The following is a 21,165-nucleotide window of genomic DNA, read 5'->3' on the forward strand; positions in this document are numbered from 1 at the left end:
GTGTGTGAGCGGACGCTCGCTCACTTATGTCGGGTTTCCTGCGAACGCTCGCTCACGTTTGTGGGTGTTTAGGCGAACGCTCGCTCACAAGTTCTTTCCGACCTCGTCCGGCGTAAGATTTTCAGCGTAGGAGGTGGCGAAATGAACCTAGCACTCAGAACAGCCACAACCGTCTTGCCCGTCGACGACGTAGCCCGAGCCCACAGCTTTTATGCAGAGAAGCTCGGCCTCCCTCACCGCGGCATGACGTGGGATGGAAATGATTTGTTTGGCATCGACGGCGGCCCCATGCTGCAGTTGATGCCCATCAAGGACGGCATGCACTCATCGCACACTGCCCTTTCCTTTGAAGTCAGTGACATCGAGCGGACAGTCGAGGAAATGGAGGCAAGCGGCGTCGAATTCCGGGACTACGACCTTCCGGACCTCAAGACCGAACACCACATTTGTACGACCGACGCCGATCGGTGCGCATGGTTCATGGACACGGAAAACAACGTCCTCTGCGTCCATGAAAGCTTGGGCATCCAGGCCGAATACCAACTCTGATCGGCTGAGGCATCCGCCGGGACCAGGTAGAACTCTCCTTCACTTTTTTGTGAAGGAGGGTTCTAGCATTTGGCCACAGATGTGAGCGAGCGTGGGGGGGAAAGCGCCACAGATGTGAGCGAGCGTCGGGGGAGGAGGGCGGCGGGAGGAGGGCGGCGGGAGGCGCGAGGCGGGAGGCGGGAAGGGCAGGAACGAGTCCTACGCCGAGGCGTGCAGGCCGTCGAAGGCCATGGTGATGACGTCGTCGGCGAGCCGTTGCGGGGAGAGTGATCCGCCCGGTTTGTACCACTCCACGATCGAGTTGATGGTGCCGAACAGCAGCCGGGTCACGGTGCGGGGATCGATGTCCTGGCGCAGCGAGCCTTCTTCGCGGGCGGCCGAGATCAGCGCGGCCACCTTGTGGTCGAACGCACGACGCCGTTCCAGGGCATCGCGCTCGATCTCCGTGTTGCCGCGGAGCCGCAGAAGCAGCGTGACGAACGGCAGCCGCTCCACCAAAACGGCGATGGTCTGCCGCAGGACAAACTCAAGCCGGGAATCAGCAGGACCGGACAACGCCTCGGGCTGTTCCAGGATCGCCTCGAGCCCACCCAGCGCGTGCTCAAGGGCGAGCTTCAGGAGGTCGCCCTTGGACGGCACGTGGTGGTAAATGGCCGACTTTGAGATCCCGAGGTTTTCGGCCAGAATGCCCATGGACGTGGCGTCGTAACCGTGGCGGTTGAAGACGTCGACGGCGATGAGCAGCACTGATTGCTGGTCGTATCCGGGGCGTCCCCGCTTGGTTACTGTTTCACTAGGCATGCTGGCCATTTTCTCATGAACGGTCGGTTGATTCGTGCACCCGCCCGGCCAGGTTACCTCTTGGGTCGCATGTCGTAGACGCGGCGCAGTTTGCCGTTGGAACGCTCGAGCGAACCCGGTTCCACCACATCAACCACGCACGAAGAACCCACGTGGATCTTGATCTGCTCGCGCAAGGCGTGTGCCGCCGTCGTACCCGCCTCGACGGAAACGTTCTCGCGGCGCTCAATCTTGACCGTCAGCGAATCCATGCGCTTGCCCTCGGGGCGGGTGAGTTCGAGCTGGAAGTGCGGGCTGAGCTCGGGGATGCGCAGGGCGATTTCCTCGATCTGGGAGGGGAAGAGGTTCACGCCGCGCAGGATGATCATGTCGTCGCTGCGGCCGGTGATGCGGCCCATGCGGCGGTGCGCGGGGCGGGCGGTGCCGGGCAGCAGGCGCGTGAGGTCCTTGGTGCGGTACCGGATGATCGGCAGCGCTTCCTTGGTGAGCGAGGTGAAGACGAGTTCGCCCGGTTCGCCGTCGGCCAGCACGGCGCTTTCCCCACGGGAGGGGTCGAACGGATCGATGATCTCGGGGCGGAAGTGGTCCTCCCATATGTGGCAGCCGTCCTGGGTCTCTACGGCTTCCCCGGCGACGCCCGGGCCCATGACCTCGGACAGGCCGTAGATGTCGCAGGCCTTGATGTTCATGGTGGTTTCGAGCTCGTGGCGCATTTCCTCGGTCCACGGTTCGGCGCCGAGCACCGCGTACTTGAGCGAGGTCGACGCCGGATCCACGCCCATGTGCGCCATGGCGTCGGCGATGGTCAGCAAGTAAGTGGGGGTCGCCAGGATGGCGTCAGGCTTGAAGTCCTGGATCAGCTGGATTTGGCGTTCGGTCTGGCCGCCGGACATCGGGATGACGGTGCAGCCGAGCGCTTCGGCCCCGGCATGGGCACCCAGACCGCCGGTGAACAGGCCGTAGCCGTAAGCGTTGTGGACCTTCATGCCTGGACGGACTCCGGACGCCCGGAGTGAGCGGGCTACCAAAGTGGCCCAGTTGGCGAGGTCGTTTTTGGTGTAGCCGACGACGGTCGGCCGGCCTGTAGTGCCCGAGCTCGCGTGGACCCGGGCTACTTCGTTCTGCGGCACGGCGAACATGCCGAAGGGGTATTCCTGGCGGAGGTCTTCCTTGGTGGTGTACGGGAACTTGCCGAGATCGGACAGCTCGCGGAGGTCGGTGGGGTGGACGCCGGCGTCGTCGAACTTGCGCTTGTATAGCGGGACGCGATCGTAGGCGTACGCCACAGTGTGCTGGAGGCGGCTGAGCTGCAGGGCCTCGAGTTCGTCGCGGGAGATGGTTTCTTCGCGGTCCAGCACGGGTGCGTCGGGAGCGGCGACGGTGTTCTGTGTCATGGTGTTCCTACTTCTTGGAAATGGTGCGGCTGCGGCCACGGAACTCGGCGATGAGCTCGCCGTAGCTGCCCGGATCGTTGGGCGACCCGTCGTCGGGCGAACCGTCGTTGGGCGACCCGACGGCGGCCGGTTCGCTCGCGTCGGCGGCGAAGATCTGGATGTCGTACAGGCCGCTGCGGCCGTTGTTGGCACGGCGGTTCGCGACGGCGGTGATCACCTGGCCTTGATAGGCCGGCTTGAGGAAGTTGATGTCGACGCCGGCGGCGACAGTTATGGTGTCAGCCTCCGACGGCGAGGGGTTGGCCGGGTTGCACGCGAGGGCGAACGCTGAATCCGCGAAGGCGAAGATCATTCCGCCGTGGGCCATTCCGAAGCCGTTGAGCATTTCCTGCCGGAGCTTCATGCGGACGGTGGCGTGGCCGTCGTCGACCTTGAGCACTTCCAAGCCCATCCACTCGGAGGCGTAGTCGTTCTTGAGGATCTGGTGCTGCGCTGCGCCAGAAAGGGTGGTCTCAACCATGCGTCATTGCCTCCAGCTTTATTTACCGAATGTTCATTAGGTAATCCCAGTTTGCTTGAACTGTCAAGAGGTGACCGTTCAGCGGGCCGGATCCGAGACGGCCCGGCGGGCCGGATCCGCGGCGTCTGGCGGGACTCCCCGGAACCCATCCGGCCTGACGTAGTAGCCTCGAGGCATGCCGCGCATCGAACTTCCCATTCGGACGCCGAGGCTCGTGCTTCGCCGCTTCGAGGCCACCGATCTGGAGCGATTCCACGCCTACCAATCCTTGCCGGAGACCGCGCGTTTCCTCCTCCGGCAGGAATTGACCCTGACGCAGTCCATGGAGGCGCTGGGCCGCTACGCCAACTTCACCTTCGAACAAGAGGGCGATTGGGCGTGCCTCGCGATAGAGCGCTCGGACTCGCCGGGCCTGCTCGGCGAAGTGGTGCTCAAATGGTTGCCGGGCACGGGGCAGGCTGAAATCGGCTGGATCCTGGCTCCGGAAAGCCGAGGCCAAGGCTACGCGGCGGAGGCAGCCGAGGCCGTGCTCCGCCTGGGCTTCGAGACCCTCATGTTCCACAGGATCGAGGCCAAGCTCGACGCCCTCAACACCTCCTCGTCAGGCTTGTGCGAGCGGCTCGGCATGCGTCGCGAGGCAGCCCTCGTGGACAACTGGCACTACAAAGGCCAATGGTCCACCGAAGTCATCTACGCCATCCTCGATTCCGAATGGCGCGCACGGAAGTAGCATGGGTGGGGATACCAGACTTTGCTGATGTTACGGTGGGCTGGGCAGTGGAGATCGGGGCGTGAAGTGAGCACAGCTGGCGTAGCTGTAGTAATCGAGGATGACGACGATATCCGGGAAGTGGTCCACGCCGTCCTCGAAGCTTCAGGGCTGGAGGTGTACGCGGCCGGGAACGGTATTGATGGCGTGGCTGCGGTCCGCCGTCACAACCCGGACGTCATTACCCTGGACCTTGGCCTGCCCGATATCGATGGCATAGAGGTCACCCGTCGCGTACGGGAGTTCAGCGATGCTTACATCGTCATGCTTACGGCCCGTGCGCGCGAGGTGGACACGCTACAAGGACTGGCCGTCGGCGCGGACGATTTCGTCACCAAACCCTTCCGCCCCCGCGAGCTCCTGGCCCGTGTTGAGACGCTCCTCCGCAGGCCCCGGGGCAGCAAGCTATCGGGCGGCACTTCCGCAGGGATCACGACGGCGGAGCTGACGCCAGCAGAGGGGGCGCCGGCTGCGGCGCCGAACCCGCCGGCTGCCGCGCCGAACTCGCCGGCTTCGGCGCCGAACCCGTCGGCGACGGCGGTGCACGGAGGATCGCACGAAACAACCAACCCACCAGAATCAGACCGTACCAGGCTGGAACACAACGGCCTCTACTTGGACGTGGCCACGCGCACAACACGGGTCGATGCCGAAGAAGTGCAATTGACCCGTACTGAGTTCGACCTGCTCCAGGCGCTTATGGAAGCCGGACGCGTGGTCCGAAGTACGTCGGGGCTGGCCCGCTGGCTACATGCCAGGGAGTACGAAACCGGAACCTACGTCAGCGAGTCCGAAGAGCGCGCCATCCAGGTTCACATCGCCAATTTGCGGCGGAAGCTGGGTGATTCGGCACAGTCGCCGCGTTGGGTGGAGACCGTGCGTGGCATTGGATACCGGCTGGCCGCAAAGACTACGGAAAACTAAACCGATCTTAAGGAAACGTTTAACGAGGCTCCTTACGCTGGGAAGGTCACCTTCGGATTCCTAACGGCTCAAAGGAGCAGTGCATGAAAAAATTCGCCGCAACACTTCTCATGACGGGCATGCTGGTTATTGGCGGATTTGTTGCTCCTGCCAATGCCGCGCCGAAGACCACGCAGGTCTCCACAAGCACCACGGTCACCACCGTCCCTGTCGTCTCTGACCCGGTGAACTATGCGCAGGTCGGTTGGTGGCCCAACTAGGCCTGATCGGCGGACGTCAAGTCTGTTCGAACACCGCCTCGGGGCCACCGCCCGAGGGAGGTGTTCTTTTTAGCTCCCGGTATCCAGAGGAAGCCGGACCGAGACCGTGGTTCCCACACCGAGGCCGGACTCGATATCGAGCTTGCCGGAATGGCGCTCCACAACGTCGTGGGCTATCGCCAGGCCGAGCCCGCTGCCTGGGATGGCCGCAGTGGAGGCATTGGAGGCTCGGAAGAATCGCGTAAACACTTGGTCGATTTCCGTTTCCGGGATCCCGACGCCGGTGTCTTCCACACGCACCACCACGCTGGGAACCGTCCCTGGACCGGAAGCGATCCGGCTGCTGACGGCGACGTGGCCGCCGTGGGGGGTGAACTTGATCGCGTTGCTGATGATGTTCGCGAAAACCTGCTCCAGTTTGGCTTCGTCGGCCTGGACGGTCACGGTCCCTGGGGCATGCTCCACGGTGAGGGACAGCGAACGGGAGTCCGCGAGGGGCTGCAACGTCGAGACGACGAGCCTGAGCAGAGTGCCCACGTTGACGCGGCTCAATTGGAGATCGCCTGAAGTGTTCTGGTGCGAGACGGTGAGCATGTCCTCGATCAGGCGGCGGAGGCGTTCGGCATTTCGTGAAATGACGTCGATCATCCGCGTTACGCCCGCAGGAATCGGTCCGCCGGCGCCGCTGCGGATCATGTCCAGATAGGCTGTGATGGACGTCAGCGGGGTTCTAAGTTCGTGGTTCACCGTGGTGAGGAAGTCGGTCTTGGCTTGGTCGAGTTCCTGGAGTTTGTACATGACCTGCTGCTGTGCGCCAATCAAGTGGCTCTGCATCAGTCCATACGCCAAGTTCCCCGAAACGTGCTGGATCAGGCCGATTTCAGCTCGGGTCCATTCATGCGCGGTGTCCGGTCGCGCGATCCAGATGACCCCCAGGACAAGATCACCTTCGCCCACAGGAACCACAACAGAGGCCGACGGCGAACCGGCGCCACTGTGCCGACCTGCGCCACCGGGGCGCCCCGGGAGAGCGCGGCCCGCCGGAGTTCCTTTCGGCAGCGGTTGCACGTCCGCTTCGGCCCATAAGCGCTCCGCCAGTTCGAACAAGACGATTTCGCCGGCAAGTTCGGGAGGCAGGACTCCTGGCGCCCGTCCCGGGGCGTTCCATTCTGCGCTGACCTGCGGCACGCGTACATCCGGGAATGTGGTGAACCAGACGTGTTCCGCACCGAGGGCCTCGCCGATACCATCCACCAGGTGCCGTGCAATGCGCCCGGGATCAATGGTTGACCGGATGGCCGAGGATACCTTCCGCAGGCTCTCCCTCAGTGATTCGGCTTCGGATCGGCGACGCATCCGTTCGGCGGACCGGGCGATGAGGACCAAGGCCCTGGATGCCCGAAAGTCCGGGGCTTGGCCCTTATAGACAAAATCCGCGATTCTCCAGGCCTCCAGGGCTGCGACATCCAGCGTTTCCTCGGAATCCAGCATGAGTAGAACGGGGGCGCCGTTCCCGGGAAGGAACTCGCGGAACTCGTTGTCCAAGACCACCACGTCGCTCGGCCCGCTTTCCAACGCGGCCGCAAGCGAGGCGGCGTCGGACGCTGTTCGGACCAAGAAGCCCGCAGAGGTGAGCGCCGCAACCGTCTCTTCGAGACGCACGGGGTCAGGGTCGGCCACCAAGGCTCGGTTTGGCGCCGATGCATCGTTCGTTACGGGACCCTCCACTGCACTCCTACTGTACGATTCGGCCCCCACCGCGAATATCAGCTCACTAGGGAGAACCTTACTTGAGCCCCGCCCCGGGCAGCAGGTCCACTGCCCCCAGCGAATCCGCCACAAAGGCATAGTCCCAAGCGCGCTCACGCCATTGCACGTACCGTCCCGAGGCCCCGCCGTGTCCACCTTCCATCTCGATCTTCATCACGATCGGGGCCGTTCCGGTGGTCTCGGAACGCAGGACCTGGACCCACTTGGCAGGCTCCACGTAGAACACGCGGGTGTCGTTGAAGGAGGTTACCGCGGCAATTTTCGGATAGGAGACGGCACGGATGTTCTCGTACGGAGTGTAGGACTTCATGTACTGGTAGACCTCGGGATCGGTGATGGGGTTGCCCCATTCCTCCCACTCGAGCGCGGAGAGCGGCAGTTCCGGATCCAGGATGGTGTTCAGCGCATCGACGAACGGCACGGCGGCAACCATCGCGGCGTACTTCTCCGGCGCAAGGTTGGCCACGGCGCCCATCAGCAGGCCGCCTGCGGAGCCACCCATGGCCGCGATCCGGTTCGGAGCCACCCAGCCGGAGGATGCCAGCCAGTCAGTTGCTGCGATGAAGTCCGTGAAGGTGTTCTTCTTGTTGAGCTTCTTGCCGTCGTCGTACCAGTGCCGGCCGAGCTCGCCACCGCCGCGGATGTGGGCGATCACCATGACGATTCCGCGGTCCAGGAGGGACAAACGCGCCACCCCGAAGCCCGGATCCATGCTGACCTCGTAGGAACCATAGCCGTAGACCAGGCCCGCGCCGGTTGAATCCTGCGACACGGAGGCGTGCCGGAGAACGGAAAGCGGCACGCGCGTGCCGTCTGCCGCCGTCGCCCATTCCCGCGTGGCCACGTAGTCTGACGCGTCGTACCCGCCCAGCACCGGGCTTTCCTTCCGCAGCAGCAGCTCGCCCTGCGGGAGTGCGGCTGTGGGCAGCACGAAGTCGTACACCCTGGACGGCGTGAAGAAGGAGGTGTAGCCGACGCGGATCACCGGGGCGTCGTAGTCCGAACCCGCCACCCCTGCCGTGTACAGATCCTCGTCGAAGGCAGGTTCCACGGCAGCGCCCTGCGCCGCCGTTCCCAGTCCAGCGAGGGGCAGCACCTGCACGCGTTCGATCGTGTCCTGCCGCACCGCCACCACCAGATGCGTCGACGTGACGCCGGCACCGTTGACGCGAACGGAGTCGGAATGCTCGACGACCGTGCGCCAGTGCTGCTGGGCCAGCGGCTTGGCAAACTCGGCCAGGTCCGCGATGGAAACCATCGAGTTGATGGCGTCTTTGTTGTGCGTGAGGAGGATGGTTTCAGCGCCATCCAACAGGAACGGCTCGGCCTCGTAGAGGATGTGTTCGTCGCGGGAGATCACGGTGGACAGGCCGGCGTCGTAGTCGTCAAAGCGCAGCAGGCGCGTTTCGCTGAATTCCGAGCAGCCGATGCTCAGCACGAGGTACCGCCGGTCGGAGGAGATCTCGAATCCGAGCCACATGGCGACGTCGTCCTCTTGGTAGATGACCACGTCCTCGCTGACACGCGTCCCCAGGACGTGCGACTTCACCTGGTAAGGGCGCCAGGCGTCGTCCACCACGGTGTAGAAGATCCGTGTGCCGTCGGGGGAGAAGGCCACGCCGTAGAAAATGTTCTCGATGACATCGGGCAGCAGTTCGCCAGTCCGCAGGTCCTTGATGCGAAGGGCGAATCTTTCCTCGCCGGAGTTGTCCACGGCGTAGGCATAGAGGTTGCCGTCCACCGTCACGGCACTGCCGCCAATGGAGAAGAACGGCTTGCCTTCGGCTTCGACGTTGCCATCCAGCAGGACTTCTTCGCCTTGGAGTTCGACGCCGGGTTCCACCGCCGGCGGTGTCCAATCGGCCACCGGATCGCCGGAGTGTGCTGCGCGGAAACGGCAATGGATGCCGTACTCCTTGCCCTCAATGGAGCGGGTGTAGTACCACCAGTTGTCCTTGCGGCTGGGGACCGAGAGATCCGTCTCCTGGGTGCGGCCCTTGATTTCCTGGAAGATGGCCTCGCGCAGCGGTTCCTGGTGCGCGGTGACCGCCTCCTGGTAGGCGTTTTCAGCCTTCAAATGCTCGACGACTTCGGCTGATTCCTTGTCCCGCAGCCATTCGTAGTTGTCCACGAAAACATCGCCGTGGTGCTCGCGCGTGTGCGGCACCTTTTTAGCGACGGGGGGGATTGGAGGCGTGGCAGGCTGGCTCATGGGGCAACTCTATAGAGGGCCACCGACACGAGACCACCGATTTCGCTCAGAGCGGCCGCTCCGTCAGCACACAACTGTTCCTTGGAAGGGTTGACCCGTCCATACATTGCCGGGAGATGCCTGGTATAGCCCGTGGATCTGGTAGGTCCAGGTGCCCTGTGTTGCATTGGCTTTGGTGTACGTTCCATTGGTGGTTTTCATGTTGCCACCTCCGGGGTTCATCACCGTGAAATCGTAGGATGTGGCGCGTGGGACTGTTCCGTAGCTCAACACAACCATGCTGAGGCTGCGTGCTATGCAAGTGGCCGCAACACTTGCGCCGGTCGGAGCAGGGAGCGACATAGTCCCTATGCTGGTTGAACCCGAGACCGTTCCAATGAATGCGGCTTGCGCGATGCTGGGAGCGAAGACCAATACCGCAGCCGCAGCCAGGACCGCGGCGACGCGCCCGAACGCAGGCGTCTGCGCGACGTCGGCGGTGCTTCGGCTTCTACGCAAGGTCAGCGGCTTTCTGTGAGGCCCTGTGGTCCGATCCCGTTCTTACCGCATTTCGCGGTAAGAGCAGTGGACCCGGTTCAGTTCTTTGAGGACATTCTCATGCAGCGTACCGGGCAGTTTGACTGCCCAGTGCTTTTTCCAACTGTGGCTGGTGCTGCCGTACTTTTTCGCCGGCTTCAACCGCAGCGGTGTGATCGGTCATCGCCAGGGCGTGTTCCAGGCGGACGCAGTGTTGTTCCATCCGGAGGGCCCCGACCATCGATGAGCTGGTTTTCAGGCTGAGGACAGCGTCCATGGCCAAGTCGCTGTTCCCGGCGCTCAGCGCGTGGCTGATCCGGTCTACGCGCTGGGGCAGCAGCCTGGTGTAAGCGGCCGCGAACTTCTTGGCGGCTTCCTTGCTTTTCATCTCCCTTGCGAGGCGCCTGAGGGGGCGACGGTCCAAAGCCGGCAAGGCGCGTTCTGCCTCGCTGGCGTCAGCGGCGTCGTCGCCTTGCTGCTTCTTCCGCCAAATGGAGACGAGGAGCATTACCACCAGGGCAGCCGGAGCGCCGTACATCAAGACTTTCAAGACCAGGGGATCCCGAAAGGCGCGGACGGCGTTACCGAGGTAAGGAACGGTGAATATCTGACGGTCTACGTGGCCTGCTGCCAAGGCTGCGGTCCAGGGGTCGGCGCCGTTGTTGGCGTCGCCTTTGGTGCGAACGGTCGCGGTGCCCTGGCTGTTGACGGCGAGGTCAATGATCCGGTGTGTCTCGACCCGCTGGTCGTCTACCGGAATGTGGTACGTAATGACGTCCCCGACCTTCAGGTCTTGGACCTGGACGGGAACGGTAACCACGACATCTCCGGGGTTGATCAGCGGGGACATGGAGCCGGTCAGCATCGTGCTGGTCTGGTAGCCAAGAACGCGGGGCCCGACGGCGAGGAACAGGAATGCTGCGACGGACGCAACCATCACCGTGGTGGCGATCAGCTGCACGAAGCCCTGGACTACCTTCGAACCCATGCCGCGCGACTTCCCCGCGCCCGGCGTCGCCGTCGTGGCTGTTCCGGAGACCCGCCGCGCGTGGCGGAACAGGGATGCGGTCATGGCTGGGTCTCCGTTCCTGTGGGAGGCCCTCCGCCGTCGTTTTTCAGGGGGGCTCGACGGCGGAGGGCTGGCTAGGGTGCGCGCTACTTGTTGGTCGCGGTGCGCTGGGTGCCCGTGAAGTTGAACGCGATGGTGCTGCTCTGACCCTGTAGGGTGTTGTCGGCCGTTGCCGGCAGGGACAGCGTGACCCGCAGGTTATCGGTCTGGCCTGCGGCAACCGAGGTGAGGTTGCTCAGGGAGAGGTTTGATTCGATGACGGGGTGCGTAGCGAGCACCGAAGTGGTGGTGCCGGAGCAGGTGTAGGTGTAAGCCGGGGAGGTGCCGGCCTCGGTCCAAGGGACGGAGCAGTTGTCGACCACCAGCTGAAGGCCCATGCTTGTGTCGGTGTCCAGCTTGGAGGAGTTCGGGGCGGTCGCTGAGGTGGTCAGGGTGATCGCTGAGAGTGCCTGGTTTCCGGCGGCGTTGCTCAGGGTGACCGCGCGCTGCACGGTGTCGCCCGGGACCAGTCCGGAAGCGGCGACGCTGAGTCGGTTCGCGGTGCCGGATGCGCCCAGGGCGATGTTCACGGTGCCGGAGGCAACGGCGGCGCTGGCGGAGGTGCTGGAAGTGAAGGCGCCGTAGGTTCCCAGTCCTGCCACGCCGGCAGCAGTACCGACCAAAGCCAGGGAAGCAACGATTTTACCTGTTGTGGTTTTCAGGTTGAGACCCATGATGATTTCCATTTCCTTGAAGCCCGTCGGACCGGGGTTTCACGGACTTTTCTGCCCGATGACCCCTACTTTCCGGCAGGACTTTTAGGACGCTGCAAGGTTTCCTCAAGCTTTTGTTCAAGATTGGTTAAATATTCGATCAAGTAGTCTTCGAGTGGTTGGACGCAAGTGCTTGTACTCTTCCGAGTAGCGGAAGCGAGTAGCCCGCACCGGCTCAGTAACCATGCGCGACGGCGTACTCCGGCAGGGTGCCGTCCCGCAGGGCGGCGGCCACTTCTCCGATTCCGGCGTAATCGGGCAGCACGATCGATTGCCCATCCGGGGAAGTGCCGGTCCCTGCCGTGGGCAGCGTGAAGAAGACGGAGGCGCCGGGATCCACAGTTCGGAGTCCGTAGGCCAGGATGGCGACGGAAGCCGGGTCGAATCCCTGGTCCACCGTGAGGTAGTTGGCTGCGAAGTTGACCAGACCGAGGACTCCCGCGGGAGTTTGGATTCCGCCCCTGAGCTTTGCCAGTAGGGCCTGGAGAAACGTGTGCTGGTTGCGCACCCGCTGGTAGTCTCCATCCACGAATGAGTAGCGTTCGCGGACGAACTCCAGGGCTGCTTGTCCGTCCAAATGGTTAATTCCGGCGGGGAATACGTGGTGGGTCTCAAAGCTGGCGGTGAAGGGCAACGTGACATTGACGTCGATCCCGCCGAGGCCATCCGTGAGGGTCTTGAAGCCGTTGAAGTCCAGCATGACGGTGTGGTCTATGTGCGTGCCCAACAGTTGTTCGACGGTCCGGACCACCAAGGGGGTGCCTCCTACCTCAAGGCTGGCATTGATTTTGGAGGCACCATAGCCCGGGATGTCCACCCAGTTATCGCGCATGATCGAAATTCCGTAGACATTGTGCCGGTCCGCCGGTACGTGGATCAGCATCAGGCAATCCGAGCGTTGGTCCGATGACTTGCCTGTTGTGATGGTCTGATCGTTCTGTTCCCTGGCATTTTCGCGGCTGTCGCTGCCAATCACCAGGATGTTCATCGGTGTTGCGGGAAGCTCAGGGATGGTCGGTGGTGCGGGTACCGCGGCCGGTGGCGCGGGTGTTTGAGTCGCGGATGGCGTGCTGGTTGGCGTTCCGCCCGTGGCGGGGCTCGAGGGGGCGCTTGATGGTGACGGTCCGGACGAAGTCCTGCTGGACCCTGCGACGATCGCGGCCAGGACAACGATGAGCGCCAGTAGAGCTGCCAGTCCTGCCGCAAGCCACAGTCTCCGTCGTCTGTCCATGACCGGAACGTACCACCCAAGTGAGTCAAAACCGCGCACAAGAAAGCCTCAATTTGGCCACAATGGGTTCCCACGCACAGTTCTGGTATCTCGACAAAATAACGTTCTGGGAGCACGATGGGACTTAATTGCTGCGCCTTCACATGGGCCGGCTTTGCCGTGTCCTCTCCGTTCCGCAATGGGCATTTTTACCCCCGGAACTGGACGTTATCCCTCCGAGCAAAGGAGGATCCCGTTTGGCCCCATCGTCGCGGCGCCGCACCGTATGTGGGGGACGGGCAGTAGTTGCGAGCTGAAGTTCATAGGGAAGTTCAAGGAAACCGAGTCACCGTCAAACGACGCCATGGTCTCCGGCGCCTCAAAATTTCCAGGCTGGAAACAGCCGGTCAGCACAGATTTTCCTAAGGAATGAGTCTTATGACTGCTCATCCAAAACCCCTCCTTTTGCCGCGCCTGAGGGCGCTCTTGGTGTTACTCCTTACCTTGGCGTTGCCGGTGGCACTCAGTGGCACGGCAGCCGCGGATGGCGGCAAATCTGCACGGACGTGGACGGTCCAAGTCGGCTCCGAATCGTCGGACCAGGCCATTCAGGGTATGTCCTTCCTGCCGAAGAACATTTACATCGATGCCGGGGACAAGGTCACATGGGAGGCCAACGCCGCCGAAATCCACACGGTCACGTTCCTGGCCGCGGGACAAACGATTGAGTCCACGCAACCCTTTGATCCGTCCAACCCTCTGTACTTGTTGGCCCAAGGCGGCAAGTCTTATGACGGGCACTCATACTACAACTCCGGCGTGATGTCGAACGTGTCGGACAGTGGGTTCCCGGCAGTTGATTCGTACACCTTAAAGTTCCCGGATACAGGCGACTTCACGTACTACTGCCTGGTGCACGGAACTGTCATGAAGGGCACAATCCACGTGCGGGACAAAGGCACGGACTACCCGTTCACCCAGGAGCAGTACAACAACCGGGCTGACCGAACGGCGCGGGCCATCCTCCGCGACGGCTATGAGCAGTGGAGCGAAGCCCGTGACCAGGCCGACGACCACACGGTCTTTACTGGGACCGACAACGGCGTGGCCATGGTCATGCGGTTCATCGAGCAAAAGGTTGTTATCCATGTCGGCGAGAGCGTGAGCTTCGTGAACAACGGCATGGGCGCTCCGCACACGGTGACCTTCGGCGTCGAGCCGGCCAATGTCTTCCCTCCGGTCGGTGATCCAACGAACTTCACAGGCGGGCAGCTCCATTCCGGCTTTATGACGCCGGGCACCACGTTCACCGTGACCTTCAACAAAGCAGGGGTCTATGACTACATCTGCGCTCTGCACGACTTCATGGGAATGAAGGGCAAGGTGGTTGTGGAGGACTGATCCTTGATTTGTGCGCGAGGGTGGGGGTCGTCTGGCCCCCCCTTTGCATGAGTGCCCGACGGCGGTTCTCGCCTTCTGCGGGCCCCAAGACGCTCGCTCACCTTTGACCGCCTTTTGGCGAACGCTCCTGCAGATAGAGCGCCCCCTGGCCGAAAGCTCCTGCACAAACATGTGCTTGAGCGTTCGTCATTTTGGCTTTAAAGTTGAGCGAGCATCCATCGGAAACCCGACAAAAGTGAGCGAGCGCTCCTTTCGATATGCCGCGGCAAGTCGGTTAGGGCCCGACGGCGGCAATCCGGGGGCGCCGTCTTTTCACCTTGGATTTCGCTCGCCAGGGCTGCCCATGACCGGAGGTTTCCCTAGTTTTAACACAAGAAATGCGCAGGATCGCGAGTCTTGCCACAGGATATCCCAAGGACTGTTCCAGGAGGAGTTGGGCGTTGCTAGGTTGCTAGTGGGTTGGTGCTGGACCAGCCCATATCCCCCAACTCGCTCAGGAGTTTCACATGTTTTCTCTGGTCTCAAACACCGCGTCTCGCATCCGCCGCGATGAAACCGGCGCTACCGCCGTCGAATACGGCATCATGGTTTCCCTCATCGCTGTTGTCATCATTGTGGCCGTCACCCTGCTCGGTGGGACGCTCAAGAACACGTTCTCCCAGGTCCAGTGTTCCGTGAGCGGCAAAACCTGGACGGCTGGCGTCAACGGCGCCGCTGGCACCTGCGCCTAGGAAGTTCTTTCGGTGGACTAGATCCGACGCAGCCCGCCTCCCGTCAGATCGTTAGCACTTTCCTCAGCCAGGAGCCTTTATGCCTTCCAATTTCCTAAAATCCGCATCTGATGCGCAGAGTGACGAAACCGGCGCCACCGCCGTCGAGTACGGCATTATGGTTTCCCTCATTGCTGTCGTCATTATCGTCGCCGTCGCGCTGCTGGGTGGGACGCTCAAGGAGACGTTCTCCCAGGTCCAGTGTTCCGTGAGCGGCAAAACCTGGACGGCTGGTGCCAACGGTGCCGCCGGCACCTGCGCCTAGGAGCCGCACAGCACAGTGCCCGGGAAGCAATTCGGGACACTCAAAGCAATTCCCGAGTGGCGGCGGCATTCAGGCGGCCGCCACTCTGCTTGATTCGAAGTATCCGTTCCCTGGAAGGTCAACAGTATGCCGAGGGCATCAGAGCGTGGTGCCGTGGCGGTTGAATTCGCGTTGCTGGCACCTGTCTTGATCATGCTGCTGCTGGGCATCATGGAATTCGGCAGGGCTTACAACGTGCAGGTGTCGCTCTCGAACGCAGCCCGCGAAGGTGTCCGCGTCATGGCGATTTCGAATGATCAGACAGCCGCCAAGACGGCGGCGAAGAACGCAGCTGTGTCGTTGAATCCACAGCTGGCAGATACCAACTTCACCTTCAGTCCGGCCAACTGCACCTCCGGAGCCCAGATGTCCGTGACCATCAAATACACCCTCAGCACCCTCACGGGAATTGCAGGGCCATTCCCGATGCAAGGAGTAGGAGTCATGGTATGCGGCGGCTGATGTTCCGTGACTACGACGACGGCGAGCGCGGTGCGGTCGCGGTTCTCATCGCTCTCGTGCTGGTGGTGTTGCTCGGGTTTGCCGCCCTCGCCGTGGATGCGGGAATGCTGTACTCGAAAAGGGCGCAAGTACAGAACGGGTCCGACGCCGCGGCCCTCGCCGTAGCCCAAAAATGCGCTGCGAATACGAATGATCTGAATTGCTCCATCATGTCCCCGGTAGCTATTGACTTGGCAAACAAGAACGCAGTGGGCGGTTTGAGCAACATCAAGTCGGTCAGCCTGGACCTTCTCAATCGGAAAGTAACGGTGACTGCCGGAGCCCAGCAGGCGGGCGGCGCGCCGAACGCGGTCTCGCTCTTCTTCGCCCGTGTCCTGGGCGTCAACACCACCGACGTTGTGACCACTTCCAGTGTTCAATGGGGAAGTGCCGTCGCAGGCAGAACCCCGTTTCCCCTCACGTATTCCATCTGCCAGGTGCAGGGGTACATCGGCGGAGCACTCCAGCTTCTTCAGGACCACGGCTCGGGTGCCAACCCCAGTTGCAATTACGGCCCCGCGGGCGCCACCGTGGCTGGAGGGTTCGGCTGGATCACGCAAGATCCCGGTGCGTGCGGCGGCACGATCAACCTCGCGGTCAGTGAAGGCGGCAGCGCCCCGGGGAACAGTGCGCCGGGTAACTGTTCAACCACCCTTCAAAAGTGGGGCGATACCCTGACCGCCGGCCGGGACGTTATCGTCCTGCTTCCGATCTTCGACGCCGTAATAGGTACGGGAGCCGGGGCTATCTACCATCTCGTGTCCTTCGCGGCATTCAAAGTAACGGGGTGGAAGTTCAGCGGCGGCAACAACACGCTTCCGGACAGTTTCCATAACACCAGTCCCGATGTCCCCTCAGCGGTTTCCTGCACCGGAAACTGCCGCGGAATCATCGGGAGTTTCGTCAAGTACGTCTCGCTCGCAGATGGCTACTCGCTGGGGCCGGTAGACGCCTACGGGGCCACCATCGTGCGCCTCACTAACTAGTTTTCATCCCATTCTTTGAGCACAGGAGCAGTAAGTGAAGTCACGCTTGTTGGCCGGATCGGCAGCAGCCCTGCTGGCCGTCGTCGGGGTGATTCTCGTATTCTCCTACGCGCAAGGAGCGGATCAACGGGCAGTCCAGAACTTGGCCCCCGTTGACGTGTTGGTGGTCAAGGCGGCCATCCCCGCCGGTACCTCTGTGGATGCCATGAAGGATTCCCTAGTTACCCAGCAACTGCCGGAATCGGCGGTCCCAAAATCAGCGCTACACACCCTGGGGGACTCAGCGGGCAAGGTCGCTGCCGTTGACCTCGTCCCCGGGGAGACGTTGGTGGCCGAACGCTTGGTGGCGCCGGACGCACTCAAGACCCCTGGGAACGTGAAGGTGCCGGCAGGGCTCCAAGAAGTCTCCTTTCAACTGGAACCCCAGCGGGTAGTCGGGGGACTGCTGGTTCCTGGTGACCACGTCGGAATATTCATTTCCATGTCCAACGGCGGAATTGAGGCGAAGCCAGACAAGGAAAGCACTGACCTGGCCATTCACAAGGTTCTTGTGACCATGGTCCAGCGCGCCCCCCAAGCAGCCGCGAGTGCACAGCCGACGCCGAATCCCAGTTCAGGTGCGGCCGCCTCCAAGGACAGCACCCTTCCCACCGGTTCCCTCTTGCTGACCGTCGCCGTGAGCGATGTGGACGCGTCCAAGATTGTTTTCGCGTCGGAGTACGCCAAGATCTGGCTGAGCAAAGAGCCGCTCGACGCCAAGGACAACGGACCCAGGATTATCCAGAGGAGCGAGGTGTACAAGTGAGCCGCTTCGTCCTGATAACTCCAAATACTGACTTTGACCAACGTTTGCGCCAAGCTGTTGCGGGTGGCCTGCTCGGAAGCGTGCAGACCTTTTTCACCAGTGTTTTGCCGGCTGATCCGGCCGAATTGTTCGGCGCCATCAACCAGGAACAACTCGAAGTGCTGATTCTGGGACCCGACGTGCCCGTGGAGGACGCCCTTCGCCTGGCCACGGTTCTCGATGTGCAGTTGCCCGAGCTGAGTGTGATTCTTGTCAGTGAACTGGATCCCGGGTTCGTCCTCCAAGCCATGCGGTCCGGCATTCGCGATATCATGAGCCCAGCCGCGGATCTGGCCCAGATACGGGTGATGCTTGAGCGCGCGTGTCAGTCTTTCGCGAGCCGTCAGCGCACCATGGAACCCAAGCAATCGGGCTCCCCGAAGGGCTTGGTGATCGGCGTTTTTTCCCCCAAAGGTGGTGTGGGCAAAACGACAATCGCCACGAACATCGCCGTGGGGCTGGGCAAGATAGCGCCGATGAGCGTAGTGATCGTGGATCTGGACCTGCAATTCGGTGACGTCGCGTCCGGACTCTACCTCAATCCGGAACACACTGTTACTGATGCCGTCACTCCGTCGGCCAGCCAGGATTCCCTGGTGCTCAAGGCCTTTCTCACCGTCCACCCGGCAAGCATCTATGCCTTGTGCGCGCCGAAGGACCCTGTTGAAGCAGACGGGATCTCGCCGGAACAGGTTGGCCGCCTGCTCGAACAGCTGGCCCAAGAGTTCCAGTATGTGGTTGTGGACACTGCACCCGGACTACCCGAAATCGGGCTCGCTGCCCTCGAGCAATGCTCGGACGCTGTGTGGGTGACTGGCATGGACGTTCCGAGCGTCCGGGGCCTTCGCTCCGGCCTGGATATTCTCCGCAGGTTGAACCTGCTACCGGAAACCCGGCACGTGGTGCTCAACATGGCTGATTCCAAGTCCGGCTTGTCGGTCCAGGACGTCGAATCTACTGTCGGTGCGCCGGTTGATGTCAGCATCCCTCGGTCGAAGGCCGTAGCGTTCTCCACCAACCGCGGCATTCCCGTGCTCCAGGAAATGGTGAAGGATCCTGCCGTCAAAGGACTCAAGCAACTTGTGGAGCGCTTCAATCCCACCTGGCGTGCCACAGCACAGCGCAAATTGCATAGAAGGGTTGTGGTCTAGATGAAGCTGTCTGAACGCATGCATGCGGCCGAGGGCAAGGTCGAAGCGTCCCTCGGTGCAGGGGAAGAACTTGGGCCGAGCACGCTCTCTGCGCCTAAACCAACATTCGCTGAGGCCACTCAGCAAATCAGGCCAAATCCCGCCGGGAAGCCTATCGGTGTTGCAAAACCCCACACTTCAGTCAAGCTGGCCGATCTCCCGGACTCGCCAAAGCCCAGGGCCCAGCAACCGGTTGACGCCTTCGCTGCCCTCAAGCGGCGCGCCGCCGCGGCATTGTTCGAGCGACTCGGGGCGAGGTTCAACGACTCGAGCGTGAGCGAACATGAGTTGCGGACCACTGCCAGGGAAGAGCTCACCCGGATCATCGACGCCGAGCAGGTCCCACTGTCTGCGGACGAGCGCAGCCGGCTCGTGGCGGACGTAGCGGACGACGTCCTTGGCTACGGGCCGCTCCAACGCTTGCTGGACGATCCGGAAGTCACGGAAATCATGGTCAACAGGATGGACCAGATCTACGTCGAACGAAAAGGCAAGCTGACCCTCACGGATTCCGGGTTCAGTTCGGAGGACCATCTCAGGAGGGTCATTGAACGCATCGTTTCGAAAGTAGGTCGACGGATCGATGAGTCATCCCCGCTGGTCGACGCGCGACTTGAAGACGGTTCGCGAGTCAATGCCGTGATCCCTCCGCTAGCGGTTGGCGGCTCGTCGCTGACGATCCGAAAATTCAGCAAAATACCGTTGACCATCAGGAACCTGATCGATTTCGGCACGCTGACACCGGAGATGGCCGAGCTCCTGAATGCTTGCGTCAAGGCGAAACTGAACATCATAGTTTCCGGAGGTACTGGAACCGGCAAGACCACGTTGTTGAATGTCCTGTCATCTTTCATCCCGGGGGACGACCGCATCGTTACCATTGAGGACGCCGTGGAACTGCAGATCCAGCAGCAACATGTGGTGAGGCTTGAGAGCAGGCCACCGAACACCGAGGGTAAGGGTGAAGTGACCATCAGGGAGCTACTCCGGAACTCGCTTCGTATGCGCCCGGACAGGATCGTCGTCGGCGAGGTCCGCGGCGGGGAGTCCCTCGACATGCTTCAGGCCATGAACACCGGTCACGACGGTTCCCTCTCAACGGTGCACTCAAATTCCCCTCGTGACGCCGTGGCGCGCCTCGAAACCCTGGTGCTCATGGCAGGCATGGACCTGCCGCTGCGAGCAATCCGCGAGCAAATAGCGTCTGCTGTGAATCTCATCATCCAAATCTCCCGTTTGCGGGACGGAACGCGCCGCATCACGCACGTGACCGAGGTGCAAGGCATGGAAGGGGACATTGTCACCCTCCAGGACGCCTTTATTTTCGACTACTCGGCGGGGGTCGACGCCCACGGGATGTTTCTTGGAAGGCCCGTGCCAACGGGCATCCGTCCGCGGTTCATTGACCGCTTCGATGACCTGGGTATTCGCGTTTCTCCTGGAGTGTTCGCCGCTCCCTTGGTTACTGGAGCAAGGACGTGAGCCAGCCATGATGCTCTTGACCGGAATGGCCTTGATGCTTGTAGCCATCCTGCTTTTCGGGGTGGCTGTGATCTTGCCAAAAGCCCCCGAGGTTCCGTTTGATCGGAGGCGGCCCTACCAAGCAGGCTCGGGCTCCCAGCTGACGCGCCTTGCAGGTTCTGCCGCCGAAGTACTTCATGGATTCCTGACTAGGCGCAACATCCGGCTCTTCAACCGTGAAGAACTGGAGAATGCCGGGTTGAGAATGAGCCAAGCGGACTTCTTCATCCTCGTGATTTCCGGAGCTTTGGTCGGTGCCTTGATGGGGCTCGTCATCGGCGGCCCATTGGTGGCTTTTTTGTTCTTTATCCCGGCGCCTCTTGTGGCACGACTGGTCCTCAGCTCCCTGGCCGGCAAAAGGCGGGCGAAATTCGACGCTCAGCTCGGCGACACCCTCCAACTACTGTCTGGTGGCTTGCGGGCCGGGCACAGCATACTTCGTGCGATCGATGCCGCGGCCACTGAATCGGCCAGCCCGACGGCCGAGGAAATGCGCCGGATCATCACGGAGACAAGTCTTGGCCGCGATCTCCAAGCCTCGCTTAACGATGCAGCGGAGCGGATGCGGTGTGAGGACTTTGTGTGGATAGCGCAAGCCATCCAAATCAACCGCGAGGTGGGCGGTAACCTTGCTGAGGTCCTGGACCAGGTCAATGAGACAATACGCGAACGCAGCGAGATCAAGGGACACATCAAATCCTTGGCGGCGGAAGGGAAGTTTTCGGGATACATCCTGATGGCCCTTCCCTTCGGCATCGTGACCATGCTCATGGTTGCTAACCCCGGCTACATGGACGTGATGATCACCCATCCGCTCGGTTGGGGAATGATAGCGGGGTCAGTCATCCTGATGACCATTGGCGGTCTCTGGATGCGCAAGATCATCGACTTGAAGTTTTGAG

22 protein-coding genes are annotated in these 21,165 nt (G+C 61.9%); 13 read left to right on the plus strand and 9 right to left on the minus strand.

Features of this window, described 5'->3' with window-relative positions; all coding sequences use genetic code 11:
* Positions 1-141 precede the first annotated feature (141 nt).
* Positions 142-549, plus strand: a complete 408-nt coding sequence (locus tag AC3ANQ_RS03995; RefSeq protein ID WP_488303918.1) for a VOC family protein — start codon at positions 142-144, stop codon at positions 547-549.
* A gap of 198 nt (positions 550-747) precedes the next feature.
* On the opposite strand, the gene AC3ANQ_RS04000 is transcribed toward AC3ANQ_RS03995, so the two are convergent.
* Genes AC3ANQ_RS04000 through AC3ANQ_RS04010 form a run of 3 tightly spaced genes read right to left on the minus strand, consistent with a single transcriptional unit; the run spans position 748 to position 3,264 of the window.
* Positions 748-1,350: a TetR/AcrR family transcriptional regulator gene (locus AC3ANQ_RS04000; protein WP_488303919.1), complete on the minus strand. Its 603-nt coding sequence runs from the start codon at positions 1,348-1,350 to the stop codon at positions 748-750.
* Positions 1,351-1,403: 53 nt separating this feature from the next.
* Positions 1,404-2,744: a phenylacetate--CoA ligase PaaK gene (gene paaK, locus AC3ANQ_RS04005; RefSeq protein ID WP_488303920.1), complete on the minus strand. Its 1,341-nt coding sequence runs from the start codon at positions 2,742-2,744 to the stop codon at positions 1,404-1,406.
* Between the two features lie 7 nt (positions 2,745-2,751).
* Positions 2,752-3,264: a hotdog fold thioesterase gene (locus tag AC3ANQ_RS04010; RefSeq protein ID WP_488303921.1), complete on the minus strand. Its 513-nt coding sequence runs from the start codon at positions 3,262-3,264 to the stop codon at positions 2,752-2,754.
* 175 nt (positions 3,265-3,439) lie between these two features.
* On the opposite strand from AC3ANQ_RS04010, the gene AC3ANQ_RS04015 reads away from it, so the two are divergent.
* From AC3ANQ_RS04015 to AC3ANQ_RS04025, 3 genes are all read left to right on the plus strand, one after another.
* On the plus strand, positions 3,440-3,994 hold the full coding sequence (locus tag AC3ANQ_RS04015; RefSeq protein ID WP_488303922.1) for a GNAT family N-acetyltransferase: 555 nt from the start codon (positions 3,440-3,442) through the stop codon (positions 3,992-3,994).
* 66 nt (positions 3,995-4,060) lie between these two features.
* Entirely contained in the window at positions 4,061-4,957 is an 897-nt protein-coding gene (locus AC3ANQ_RS04020; protein ID WP_488303923.1) for a response regulator transcription factor, read from the plus strand.
* A gap of 83 nt (positions 4,958-5,040) precedes the next feature.
* Positions 5,041-5,217: a hypothetical protein gene (locus AC3ANQ_RS04025; protein ID WP_488303924.1), complete on the plus strand. Its 177-nt coding sequence runs from the start codon at positions 5,041-5,043 to the stop codon at positions 5,215-5,217.
* Between the two features lie 69 nt (positions 5,218-5,286).
* On the opposite strand, the gene AC3ANQ_RS04030 is transcribed toward AC3ANQ_RS04025, so the two are convergent.
* The 6 genes from AC3ANQ_RS04030 to AC3ANQ_RS04055 form a co-directional block, all read right to left on the minus strand.
* Positions 5,287-6,945: an ATP-binding protein gene (locus tag AC3ANQ_RS04030; RefSeq protein ID WP_488303925.1), complete on the minus strand. Its 1,659-nt coding sequence runs from the start codon at positions 6,943-6,945 to the stop codon at positions 5,287-5,289.
* A 58-nt stretch (positions 6,946-7,003) separates the two neighbouring features.
* Positions 7,004-9,199: a S9 family peptidase gene (locus AC3ANQ_RS04035; protein WP_488303926.1), complete on the minus strand. Its 2,196-nt coding sequence runs from the start codon at positions 9,197-9,199 to the stop codon at positions 7,004-7,006.
* A 63-nt stretch (positions 9,200-9,262) separates the two neighbouring features.
* Entirely contained in the window at positions 9,263-9,400 is a 138-nt protein-coding gene (locus AC3ANQ_RS04040; protein WP_488303927.1) for a hypothetical protein, read from the minus strand.
* 394 nt (positions 9,401-9,794) lie between these two features.
* Positions 9,795-10,787 (minus strand): signal peptidase I, encoded by a 993-nt coding sequence (locus AC3ANQ_RS04045; RefSeq protein ID WP_488303928.1) that lies wholly within the window; start codon positions 10,785-10,787, stop codon positions 9,795-9,797.
* A gap of 83 nt (positions 10,788-10,870) precedes the next feature.
* Positions 10,871-11,509, minus strand: coding sequence for a TasA family protein (locus AC3ANQ_RS04050; RefSeq protein ID WP_488303929.1), 639 nt, complete (start codon positions 11,507-11,509; stop codon positions 10,871-10,873).
* Between the two features lie 202 nt (positions 11,510-11,711).
* The gene (locus tag AC3ANQ_RS04055) at positions 11,712-12,767 is read right to left on the minus strand and encodes an LCP family protein (RefSeq protein ID WP_488303930.1); all 1,056 of its coding nucleotides are present in this window, start codon (positions 12,765-12,767) and stop codon (positions 11,712-11,714) included.
* A gap of 417 nt (positions 12,768-13,184) precedes the next feature.
* Between AC3ANQ_RS04055 and AC3ANQ_RS04060 the strand changes: the two genes are divergently transcribed.
* The 9 genes from AC3ANQ_RS04060 to AC3ANQ_RS04100 all read left to right on the plus strand — a co-directional run bounded on the left by AC3ANQ_RS04060 (position 13,185) and on the right by AC3ANQ_RS04100 (position 21,164).
* A complete protein-coding gene (locus AC3ANQ_RS04060; protein ID WP_488303931.1) occupies positions 13,185-14,147 on the plus strand; it encodes a plastocyanin/azurin family copper-binding protein in 963 nt (320 codons plus the stop codon).
* A 506-nt stretch (positions 14,148-14,653) separates the two neighbouring features.
* The gene (locus AC3ANQ_RS04065; protein WP_488303932.1) at positions 14,654-14,878 is read left to right on the plus strand and encodes a Flp family type IVb pilin; all 225 of its coding nucleotides are present in this window, start codon (positions 14,654-14,656) and stop codon (positions 14,876-14,878) included.
* A 79-nt stretch (positions 14,879-14,957) separates the two neighbouring features.
* Positions 14,958-15,182, plus strand: coding sequence for a Flp family type IVb pilin (locus AC3ANQ_RS04070; RefSeq protein ID WP_488303933.1), 225 nt, complete (start codon positions 14,958-14,960; stop codon positions 15,180-15,182).
* A 126-nt stretch (positions 15,183-15,308) separates the two neighbouring features.
* Complete coding sequence (locus AC3ANQ_RS04075) at positions 15,309-15,683, plus strand: TadE/TadG family type IV pilus assembly protein (RefSeq protein ID WP_488303934.1); 375 nt, start codon at positions 15,309-15,311, stop codon at positions 15,681-15,683.
* Positions 15,671-16,708 (plus strand): Tad domain-containing protein, encoded by a 1,038-nt coding sequence (locus tag AC3ANQ_RS04080; RefSeq protein WP_488303935.1) that lies wholly within the window; start codon positions 15,671-15,673, stop codon positions 16,706-16,708. Before AC3ANQ_RS04075 ends, AC3ANQ_RS04080 begins: the two co-directional genes overlap by 13 nt.
* A gap of 34 nt (positions 16,709-16,742) precedes the next feature.
* Positions 16,743-17,513: a Flp pilus assembly protein CpaB gene (gene cpaB, locus AC3ANQ_RS04085; protein ID WP_488303936.1), complete on the plus strand. Its 771-nt coding sequence runs from the start codon at positions 16,743-16,745 to the stop codon at positions 17,511-17,513.
* A complete protein-coding gene (locus AC3ANQ_RS04090) occupies positions 17,510-18,703 on the plus strand; it encodes a CpaE/TadZ family protein (protein WP_488303937.1) in 1,194 nt (397 codons plus the stop codon). Before cpaB ends, AC3ANQ_RS04090 begins: the two co-directional genes overlap by 4 nt.
* A complete protein-coding gene (locus AC3ANQ_RS04095) occupies positions 18,704-20,224 on the plus strand; it encodes a TadA family conjugal transfer-associated ATPase (RefSeq protein ID WP_488303938.1) in 1,521 nt (506 codons plus the stop codon).
* Positions 20,225-20,231: 7 nt separating this feature from the next.
* A complete protein-coding gene (locus AC3ANQ_RS04100; protein ID WP_488303939.1) occupies positions 20,232-21,164 on the plus strand; it encodes a type II secretion system F family protein in 933 nt (310 codons plus the stop codon).
* Position 21,165: the final 1 nt, after the last annotated feature.

It is taken from the genome of Arthrobacter sp. DMZ02-1R (assembly GCF_057747935.1).